Source organism: Candidatus Thiosymbion oneisti, assembly GCF_900092655.1.
GTDB classification, from domain to species: domain Bacteria; phylum Pseudomonadota; class Gammaproteobacteria; order Chromatiales; family Chromatiaceae; genus Thiosymbion; species Thiosymbion oneisti.
The window spans coordinates 1-9,905 of sequence record NZ_FLUY01001748.1; the positions used below are offsets into that span (position 1 = coordinate 1).

The following is a 9,905-nucleotide window of genomic DNA, read 5'->3' on the forward strand; positions in this document are numbered from 1 at the left end:
GACACAGATAAACACGGATCACAATCGGTGTTTATCCGTGTCTATCCGTGGTTCTAATGCAGTACAGTAAAAACTCCAGATTAAGAACGCTCCCTAGTAGATAGTTTCGCTCGATATTGCTGATTCCCACACCAAGAACATGCGAGCTAACAGAGACTATAAACTTGCAATATCGGTCGAAACTGGGTGCTGGCAGCCGAGTCGGATGATGTCTCTGATCTCGTTGCTCCATGGGTGAAGATCCGCCTCCAGTCAGGCACAGATCAAAAACTGTAATCGATGTCCTTATTCCAGTGTAATTTCCTCGATCGCAAGGCGGTACGGCAAATCGTCATCATACTGATGGTGATTTCAGTCGCTGTCTCGGGTATTGCGTATTACGAGCTTCATTCCCCTCTTCGCAACGCCATTTTTGTATTCTCGGTGCTGGTGTTCGTCGGCCGTTGCCGTCTGGATGTTACTTCTTCAGTACGGTTGTTGAGTGCTGTATTTGTTTTCTACGTGTTTAGCGCGGCTGTATCCAGCACCATCGTTGGTTTTTCCCGCGAGGCGGTCGATAGCCTGGAAAATTACTCCCATTTCCTGGCCGGCGCTTTCTTGATGCCGTTTTTGGTTCGCTTGCGTCCATCCTATGCTTGTCTTTTGGTCGCAGTGGGTATGGCTTCCTTCGCGAATGGGCTCTATGCGATCTGGGAATTGGCTGAGTTTGGATTCGAGCACCGAGCTGCCGGGAGCAAAGGAAAGGCCATTCCATTCGGTGGGATTTCCATGCTGGTTGCGATGCTCAGCATACTGGGGGGAGTGTATTGGTCCTCAGTGGATTGGCGCCGCTCGTTCTTGCTTTTCAGCGCCGCAGCACTGGGTATATTTGCCAGCATCGCCTCCGGGAGCCGAGGAGCGTGGATTTTTTTTCCTGTGGGAGTTGCCGTCTGTGTCGTTTATCTGATTCAGCGTCACATCGGCTATCGCCTTCGGATCAGTGGTGCCGTGTTGGCGATCTGTGCGGTATTAGTGTTTGCCTTGTCACAAACCGATCTGATCGGCAAGCGGGTCGAGGCCACCTCGAGCGAGATCACGGCCATGCTGTCCAGTGGGACAGACACCCCTGATGCCACTTCTCTCATTGAGCGCAGAGATATGTGGCGTGCGGCGCTGACGGCATTTGCGGAACGCCCCCTACTGGGCATTGGTCTCGGCCAAATGAGCGGGTACTTCGAAGCGGCACATGCTGCCGGCTTGGTGTCCGAATCTATCGTAGATTACAAGCAGTCCGGTTATACCCATACGCATGCGCATAGCGATTACTTCCATACAGCGGCAACCCGAGGGCTTTTGGGGTTGCTGTCATTGGCCCTGATTTATGGTGTGCCATTAGGGTTATCGTTCAGCGCGGCGAGACGCTCGCCAAACGACGATGCGTACCGGGCGAGCGCCTACTCTGGGGTGATGCTCATATTGGCCTATATGACCTTTTCGCTAACCGATTCAGTATTGCATATGAACGTGACGAACGGCTTTTTCGTTATGTTGTGCTGTTGGACGCTGGCAATTTTCGTGGCAGATCCGCAGATTCGATCAGCGAGCGGATGCGTGATGCCACCCGCTCCAGGGATGCCGGAGAAAAATCCCGCCAGTGGCCTCGCGTCAAGGTGATGAAGTAGAGGAACAGCAAATACTGCTCGACTAACCGCGCATCAAGCGGGTTGTTGCTCGCAGTACGCAACACCTGCGGCAGCTCCGCTCTGGCGCGGACGGGATGGACCAGGCCATCGAAACCATAGAAACTCCTGCCGAGCACAACCACGGGCTTTCCAAAGATCAAGCCCTCTATGCCGACGGTCGAGTTCACGGTAATCACGAGTCTGGACCGCGCCAAAATCTTGCGCACGTCGCCGCTGCCGACCCAGGTCACTTCCGGATAGGCACGCACCATCGGATCATAGTCGCTTTTTCTCCGGTCAGCCGGATGCAGCTTGATGACGAGGGGTAATCCCGGAGCGACTTCCTGTAAGGCACGACGGACATCCGCTATCGCCTCCTCAAGCCGATTGCCGTATAACGGCGAGTGTACGGTAAGCTGGCTGTCATCCCTGACCTGGAGCGGGAAGAAGGCAAATTCGTGCGGAAGCCTGGATATTTTCGATGGTATCAGCCGGTTTCCCCCTTTGATCGTCTTCCGGTGTCCGATGTCATAGACCGCCTGCCGGAGATAAGCGATCCAGGATGCACGAACACGCCCTTTGCTTGGCCCTTGGGGATGTGGCAGCTGATTATCCCGGTAGGCGACCAGGAGTCTCGCAAGCTCCTGCCTTTGCCCCTCAGTCCATTGGAGGGCCCGGATTTCATCCAGGCTCCACGCACGGGCAAAGGACGAGAAGGCATTGACGCCCGTTGCATCAAGTTGGAGGGTGTTGGGAAGATAACCGTTTTCGCCGAAGACAACGGCGATGCCGCGACGACGTGCCAACTGTTCGGCGATCGTCGCGGCCAAGCCGGAGCCATTCCAAAGGAAAATGGCCGCAGGACGGATACGTTCGAAGAAGTGATGGAGCTCACCAACCAACCAGCGATAGTAGGGTACTTGCTTTAGGACGCTTGCCCGGTCGGTTTTGGTGCGAAGCTTCGGGATCAGATATTCGGGATCAACGTCCGCCCCCTCAGGGAGCCGCTCTGCGCTCCCGCAGTGGCGATCAGGGTACAGGGGATGCTGCAACCGCTGCAGCACGCCGCGGCTCTTGTAGTGGAGCGAGAAGAACACCGGGACATACGCGGGACCCAGATATTGGCCGAGCGTGGAAAAATACTGGATCATGCGCGGGCCAAGATCGATGAAGGCGATGGGTCGAGCCATGTCAAGTCGCCTCGATGTGGAGCAAAACGGGCTGCAACCGGACCATTCACCGCATCCCCCGTGATGCTGTTCCTGTGCAAAGGAGCGTAAAAGTAAACCAGAGTCCCCTAGTCAGCAAGCACCGCCGGATGTGTATCCGCGTCCGGCACAGCATTAGCGTCCGATCTGCTGCATGAAGGCTATTCTTCTAGTCCGGCTCTCTGCCATCGGCGATATCGTCTTCGCCTCTCCCTTGGTGGCGACGCTCCGTCGCGCCTACCCGCAGGCCCATATCGCCTGGCTAGTACAGTCGGAATACCGGTCCCTTCTGGAGCACCATCCCGACCTGGACGAGGTCATCGTCTGGCCTATCCGTGAGTGGCGCGAGCTCTGGCGCCGACGCCGCTTTGGAAGGCTCGCCCGGGAGTTCAGGGCCTCCTGTAAACATCTCCGCGCGCGTCGGTTCGACCTGGCCCTGGATCTGCAGGGGCTGCTCAAGAGCGGGCTGGTGACCCACCTCTCCGGTGCGCGCGAGCGCATCGGTCTGGGGTCCCGGGAGGGCAGCCGGTGGCTCATGAGCCGGGTCGTCCCCCGGGGTGGAGACAGCAGGCGTATCGGCTCGGAATACCTGTTTCTGGCCCACAGCCTGGGGCTACCGACCCCTGACTTCTCCATGGCCGTATCCTATGGACCGGAGGCCACCGATTTCGCCCACGAGCTGATCGAGCGCGCGGGGTTGAGCCGCGGATTCGCCGTCATCTGTCCCTTCACGACCCGCCCCCAAAAGCACTGGTTCGAGCCGCGTTGGGCCGAGCTCGCGGATCGGCTCCAGGCCGAGCTGGGCCTGCCGGTGGTCATGCTCGGGGGGCCCGCAGACCGGGAGGCCGCAGGAAGTATCCGCAGCCTGGCCGCCGGCGGACCGATCGATCTTGTGGGCAGGACGACCTTGCTGCAAGCGGCGGCCCTGATTGCCGAGAGCACTCTCCTGGTAGGCGTCGACACGGGCCTCAGCCACATGGGTATCGCCTTCGACCGCCCGAGCCTGTTGCTGTTCGGGGCCACTTGCCCCTACCTGGACACCACCCGTGCCAATGCCCGGGTGCTGTATCATCGCCTGGATTGTTCCCCCTGCAAGCGCAAACCTACCTGTAACGGAGCCTTTACCTGTATGCAATCGATCGCGGTGGACGAGGTCCTGAACGCAGCCAAGCACCTGTTGAGGGTGTCGCAAAAGCCCCTCTCCCGCCGGGAGAGGGGTTGGGGAGAGGGGGTCAAAGGGCGAGAGGGGCTCAAAGGGTGAAGATCGATGCTTTTTGCGACACCCTCCTGTTGGGACGGACGGCTTGAAGATCCTGCATGTGGAGGGGGGCCGTAACCTCTACGGCGGCGCCCTGCAGGCCCTCTACCTGATGCAAGGGCTTGCGGACCGTGGGCACCGCAACGCCCTCGTTTGTCCCGCAGGCAGCGATCTGGCACAGGCGGCAGCGGTCTGCGCCCAGGTCTGGCCCATGGCGATGGGTGGAGACCTGGATCTGCGGCTCATCCCCAGGTTACGCCGTTGCCTCCGGCGCTGCCGACCGGATCTGGTGCACCTGCACGGGCGTATCGGCGCCGATGTGATGGGCGGCATCGCCTGCCGCCTGGAAGGCGTGCCGGTCGTCCATTCGCGCCGGGTCGACAACCCGGAGCCCCGCTGGATGGTCGCCTTCAAGTATCGCCTTCACGATCGGGTGATCGCCATCTCAGAAGGCATCGGCCGGGTGTTGCTGGCCGCAGGACTACCCGCGGCGAAGCTGCGTATCGTGCGCAGTGCGGTGGATCTAGGGCGCTTCGACCGTCCCTGCAACCGGGAGCGCTTGACCGCCGAGCTGGGGGTCCCCGTACCGGCACGGCCGATCGGCATCGTCGCCCAGCTGATCCCACGCAAGGGGCACCGCTTTCTGATCGAGGCCCTACCGCCCCTAGTCGAAGCGTTTCCGCACCTGCGGCTACTCATCTTCGGCAAGGGTCCCCTGGAGCAGGACCTGCGTAGGCGTGTTGCGAGCGCGGGACTCGAGGGTCATGTGCAATTCGCCGGGTTCCGGGAGGACCTGCCGGATCTGCTGCCCTGCCTGGAGCTGCTGGTCCATCCCGCTACCCGGGAGGGGTTGGGGGTATCCCTGCTCCAGGCGGCGAGTGCCGGTGTGCCCATCGTGGCCGGCAATGTCGGCGGCATCCCGGAGGCGGTCCGCCATAGACACAACGGATTGCTGGTACCGCCGGGGGATCCCCAGGCCCTGGGGGCGGCGGTGGCAACCTTGCTGCGAGACAAAGGGCTCGCCCGGCAGCTGGGAGCTGCGGGGAAGGCGCTCATGCGCAGCGAGTTTTCCATAGACGCCATGGTGGAGGGCAACCTGGCGGTCTACCGCGAGTTGACAAAACGCGGCTCCGGGAATATTTTTATCGGTTCGCGGGGCGTAGCGCAGCCTGGTAGCGCACCTGAATGGGGTTCAGGTGGTCGGAGGTTCAAATCCTCTCGCCCCGACCAATGAAATATGGTTGGATGCCAAGCCGTTTCGGGCCCTGCCCGAGACGGCTTTTTTATTGGCTATCCGTCACTTGTTCGGCGTTATTGGTGTGATCCGAGAAGGTGTCTACCACGAAAAACACGAAAAGACACGCAGTTGTCATCCCGACGCAGGAGGGATCTTTTTCCACCGGACAATGCTGAATCTTCAGGATCGCTATAGCCAAAACTCCGGATAGCGGCGGTGTGTGCTCAGGTTGTTTATCAGGAGGCCGACAACGAGCAGTGTGACCGCGCCCAGACCCACCGGCACCAAGACGAAGAAGTAACCAAGGGCGTGGAGTTCCTGGGAGCCGATGACGGCGATCAAGGCCGTCGCCCCGCCCGGTGGATGCAGCGTTCGGGTCAGGTGCATGAGTGCGATGGCGCTTGCCACGGCAACGGCCTCCGCCAGCCCCGGGATGGGATGGAGCACCTGATAGCACAAGACGCCGACCAGCGCCGAGAATATATGCCCGCCGACCAGGTTGCGGGGTTGGGCCAGGGGGCTGTGGGGCGCGCCGTAGACGAGGACGGCAGAGGCCCCGAACGAGCCGATCATGAAGAGGTTGTCGGTTCCCGTGAGAACGAATCGTCCGAGCAGCCCTACCGTGCCGATGCCCAGGAAGGCCCCGAGCCAAGACCAGAGAATCTCGGCTACCGACACCCGTGGCGGGCCACCTCGCAGAGTGGCTCGCATCTTGTGCAGATACTGCCCCAGCCCTGCGGTGGACCGGGCAGGTTTCGATATGGTTCTCGATGGCGCGGGCAGCGACGCATCAGGCAGGCCAGCGGTCGTGCTTCCCGTACCGGATTCACTCGACTCTACTGAAGGCGGCGTATGCATCGGTCCTGAAGTTGTGTCATTGCATAGAAACGCCAATGGTACTCCGCCGTTCGCTAGGGGGAAAACTGGGGGGAAAATTGGGGGGAAAATCCAGAGTAAACCCAGGGTTGCATCTGAAGTCATCGAATCATAAAATACTCTATACTATTGCGGGGTGGAGCAGTCAGGCAGCTCGTCGGGCTCATAACCCGAAGGTCGGAGGTTCAAATCCTCCCCCCGCTACCAGATTTTTACGGCTTAGCTCCCAATGGCTAAGCCGTTTTGCGTTCCAGGGTCCTACATATGGGAATTTTGCGGGACCTGACAGCTGGACCGCTGCCCATGACCGCGTCCTGAATCGATGGAACAGGTCATCCGCTGGTCGATCAAGAACCGCTTCCTGGTCCTACTGGGCACCCTGCTGCTGACCGGTTGGGGCCTGGTTTCCGTCCGGCAGGCGCCCCTGGATGCCATCCCGGATCTGTCGGATGTGCAGGTCATCATCCGCACGGGCTTCCCGGGACAGTCCCCGCGGGTGGTGGAGGAGCAGATCACCTACCCCATCACAACCACCATGTTGGCGGTGCCGGGGGCGCGGACGGTGCGGGGCTACTCCTTCTTCGGGGACTCCTATGTGTACGTCATTTTCGAGGACGGCACGGATCTGTACTGGGCGCGTTCCCGAGTTCTGGAGTATCTGAACCAGGCGGCGCAGGATCTACCCGCCGGGGTTCAACCGCGGCTCGGACCCGACGCCACTGGCGTGGGCTGGGTCTACAGCTATGCCCTGGTCGATTCCACCGGCCGCCACGACCTGGCCCAGCTGCGGAGCCTGCAGGACTGGTTCCTCAAATTGGAGCTCCAGACCGTCCCCGGCGTGGCGGAGGTCGCGACCGTCGGCGGCATGGTGCGTCAGTATCAGATCGTCGCGGACCCGGAGAAGCTGCGCGCTTACGGCATCCCGCTCGCGCGGTTGACCACCGCCGTCCGCGCCGCCAACCGGGAGGTCGGCGGCTCGGTGGTGGAGCTGGCGGAGGCCGAGTACATGATCCGCACCCGCGGTTATCTCCGCGGCCTGGAGGATATAAAGACCATCCCCATCCAGGTCGATGCCCGGGGTACGCCCATCCTGCTGCGGGATGTGGCGACGGTCCAGATCGGTCCCGAGATGCGGCGGGTAGTGGCGGATCTGGACGGCGAGGGCGAGATCACTGGCGGCATTGTCGTCATGCGGTACGGGGAGAACGCCCTGAGCACCATTCTTGCGGTCAAGCGCAAGCTCGATGAGCTCAGGGCGGGCCTACCGGCGGGGGTGGAGATCCTGGAGACCTACGATCGCTCCCAGCTGATCCTGAGTGCCGTGGACAATCTCAAGGAGAAGCTGCTCGAGGAGTTCGCGGTAGTGGCCCTGGTGTGCCTGCTCTTTCTGTTCCATCTGCGCTCCGCCTTCGTGGCCATCGTCACCCTTCCCCTGGGGGTGCTGGCGGCCTTCATCGTCATGCGCTATCAGGGCATCAACGCCAATATTATGTCCCTGGGCGGTATCGCCATCGCTATCGGGGCCATGGTGGATGCGGCCATCGTCATGATCGAGAACGCCCACAAGCACCTGGAACGCTTTCGCCGGTCCCACGGGCAGGCACCGGCGGGGAGTGAACACTGGAGCGCGATCGCCGCGGCGGCCTCCGAGGTGGGACCGGCCCTCTTTTTCTCCCTGCTCATCATCACCCTGAGCTTCCTGCCGGTATTCGCGCTCGAGGCCCAGGAGGGGCGGCTGTTCGCGCCCTTGGCCTACACCAAGACCTATGCCATGGCCGCCGCCGCCGGGCTGGCGGTGACCCTGGTGCCGGTGCTCATGGGCTACTTCATCCGTGGCCGTATCCCCAAGGAGGAGACCAATCCCCTCAACCGGCTGCTGATCCGGGTCTATCGACCCTTGCTCAGGGGCGTTTTGGCGGCACCCTGGGCCACCATCCTGCTGTCCGGGTTGATCCTGTGCAGCCTGCTGATTCCGATCTATGGTATCGGTGGCTACCTGGAGCCGCTGAAGTGGCCCTTCCAGGCCGTGGGGCGGGTAGCGCTGGAGGGTCCCCACCGGCGCGCTATCACGGCCATCGAAGGTTGGCAGACGGAACTGATGCGGCGCTGGCGGGAAGTGACCCGCGGCATTCCCCGGTTGCAGGACCTGGGCTCGGGCCTGGGTTCGGAGTTCATGCCCGAGCTCTACGAGGGCGATCTTATGTACATGCCCACCACTCTGCCGGGCCTCTCCATCGGCAAGGCCCAGGAGCTCTTGCAGCAGACCGACCGGTTGATCGCGACCTTGCCGGAGGTGGAGCGGGTCTTCGGCAAGATCGGCCGGGCCGACACGGCCACGGATCCGGCGCCCCTGACCATGATCGAGACCCTGATCCAGCTTAGACCTGAGTCCGAGTGGCGGCCAGGGATGACGATTGACAAGTTGATCGCCGAGCTGGATCGGACCGTCGATTTCCCCGGCGTCACCAACGCCTGGGTGATGCCGATCAAGACCCGCATCGATATGTTGGCTACCGGGATCAAGACCCCCGTGGGCATCAAGGTTGCAGGGCCGGACCTTAAGGAAATCGAACGGATCGGCAAGGAGATCGAGCGGGTGGTGCTCAGGGTGCCCGGGACCGCATCCGCCTTCTCGGAACGGGTCACAGGCGGGCGTTATCTGGAGATCCGCCCCAACCGCATCCGGGCGGCCCGGGTCGGGCTCAATATCGAAGACATCAACCAGGTCGTCGCCGCCGCCGTGGGGGGAATCAATATTACCCAGACGATCGAGGGGCGGGAGCGTTATCCGGTCAACCTCCGCTTCCCCAGGGAACGGCGCAACGACCTGGTCAAGCTGCGGGAACTGCCCCTGGTGACACCGACCGGCGCCCAAATACCCCTGGGACAGATCGCCCGGATACAGGTCGTCGACGGGGCGCCCATGCTCAAGAGCGAGAACGCGCGCCTGAACGGCTGGACCTTCGTCGACATCCGGGGTGTGGATGTGGGCACCTATGTCCGCCGGGCCCGGGCCGCGGTCCGCGATCAGGTACGGCTCCCCCCCGGTTATTCCATCACCTGGTCCGGCCAGTACGAGTACATGCTGCGGGCCCAGGAGCGGCTCACCCAGGTAGTTCCCTTCACCCTGATCATCATCTTCAGTCTGCTCTATCTCACCTTCCGCCGCACCGGCGAGGCCCTGTTGGTCATGCTCTCGTTGCCCTTCGCCCTGGTCGGCGGCTTCTGGTTCATATATCTCTTGGACTACAACCTGTCGGTCGCGGTAGCGGTCGGCTTCATCGCCCTGGCCGGCGTGGCGGCGGAGTTCGGCGTCGTGATGCTGATCTACCTGGACAATGCCCTCAAGGGATTCCGGGAAGCGGGCGGATTGAACGGCGCTGCTGACCTCAAGGCGGCCATCATGGAGGGGGCGGTCATGCGCGTGCGCCCCAAGGCCATGACGGTGGCCGTCATTATCGCCGGGTTGCTCCCCATCATGATCGGCCACGGCACCGGCTCCGAGGTCATGCGTCGCATCGCCGCCCCCATGGTGGGCGGCATGATTACCGCTCCCCTCCTATCCCTGTTCGTCATCCCGGCCATCTATCTGGTGTGGCGGCGGCGGGAGTTCGGGTAGACAGAAATGTAGGATGTGGTGAGCCGCCGGGCGCGTCCCGCGCCCG

Annotated in this window: 4 protein-coding genes, 2 tRNA genes and 2 pseudogenes; 6 read left to right on the forward strand and 2 right to left on the reverse strand. The window is 61.9% G+C overall.

Annotated features, from left to right (window positions below):
- Positions 1–780: 780 nt before the first annotated feature.
- Positions 781–1,338: pseudogene (locus BQ17_RS23580) on the forward strand (O-antigen ligase family protein); the annotation flags it as partial.
- A 184-nt stretch (positions 1,339–1,522) separates the two neighbouring features.
- On the opposite strand, the gene BQ17_RS18680 reads toward BQ17_RS23580, so the two are convergent.
- Entirely contained in the window at positions 1,523–2,851 is a 1,329-nt protein-coding gene (locus BQ17_RS18680; RefSeq protein WP_089729718.1) for a capsular polysaccharide export protein, LipB/KpsS family, read from the reverse strand.
- A gap of 172 nt (positions 2,852–3,023) precedes the next feature.
- Here BQ17_RS18680 and BQ17_RS18685 point away from each other — a divergent pair, with 172 nt between their 5' ends.
- From BQ17_RS18685 to BQ17_RS18700, 3 genes and pseudogenes are all read left to right on the forward strand, one after another.
- Positions 3,024–4,130, forward strand: coding sequence for a glycosyltransferase family 9 protein (locus BQ17_RS18685; RefSeq protein WP_089729719.1), 1,107 nt, complete (start codon positions 3,024–3,026; stop codon positions 4,128–4,130).
- Between the two features lie 109 nt (positions 4,131–4,239).
- Positions 4,240–5,115 (forward strand): annotated as a pseudogene (locus tag BQ17_RS24450) (glycosyltransferase); the annotation flags it as partial.
- A gap of 165 nt (positions 5,116–5,280) precedes the next feature.
- A tRNA-Pro gene (locus BQ17_RS18700) sits at positions 5,281–5,357 on the forward strand.
- A gap of 196 nt (positions 5,358–5,553) precedes the next feature.
- Here the strand turns inward: BQ17_RS18700 and BQ17_RS18705 are convergent.
- Positions 5,554–6,075, reverse strand: a complete 522-nt coding sequence (locus BQ17_RS18705; protein ID WP_089729722.1) for an HPP family protein — start codon at positions 6,073–6,075, stop codon at positions 5,554–5,556.
- 295 nt (positions 6,076–6,370) lie between these two features.
- Here BQ17_RS18705 and BQ17_RS18710 point away from each other — a divergent pair.
- Positions 6,371–6,447 (forward strand) — tRNA-Met (locus BQ17_RS18710).
- Between the two features lie 115 nt (positions 6,448–6,562).
- Positions 6,563–9,859: an efflux RND transporter permease subunit gene (locus tag BQ17_RS18715; protein WP_089729724.1), complete on the forward strand. Its 3,297-nt coding sequence runs from the start codon at positions 6,563–6,565 to the stop codon at positions 9,857–9,859.
- Positions 9,860–9,905 lie beyond the last annotated feature (46 nt).